The sequence below is a fragment of the Cognatundibacterium luofuense genome, from assembly GCF_018139685.1.
In the GTDB taxonomy this organism is placed as follows: Bacteria; Pseudomonadota; Gammaproteobacteria; order Burkholderiales; family Burkholderiaceae_D; genus Undibacterium; species Undibacterium luofuense.
This window is the reverse complement of the sequence record NZ_JAGSPN010000585.1, coordinates 1-290: the sequence shown is the minus strand read 5'-3', so window position 1 is coordinate 290 and position 290 is coordinate 1. Positions and strand designations below refer to the sequence as shown.

The window sequence follows — 290 nt, the reverse complement described above, 5'->3', positions numbered from 1 at the left end:
CGTGTCAGTGATCGTAAGTTAAGTCAGCACTTACGTGGTGATCTGGATGCCATTCTGCACAAAGCACTGCAGAAAACCCCTGAGCTGCGTTACCCCACCGCCCATGCGCTGGCCAGTGATTTACGGCGCTATCTGAATCACGAGCCAGTCAGCGCAAGACCAGACAGCTTCTGGTACCGCAGCAGCCGCTTCGTTCAGCGCTATCGCACACTGAGCGCGTTGAGTGTACTGTTACTCAGTGTGGTATTGAGCAGCAGCGCCGTCGCTTTGTATCAGGCGAATAAAGCAAG

At 54.5% G+C, this 290-nt stretch carries 1 protein-coding gene; it reads left to right on the top strand.

Annotated features, from left to right (window positions below; all coding sequences use genetic code 11):
• Positions 1 to 290 (top strand): hypothetical protein (locus KDM89_RS21740; RefSeq protein ID WP_212689847.1); only part of this gene is annotated, 290 nt, incomplete at both ends.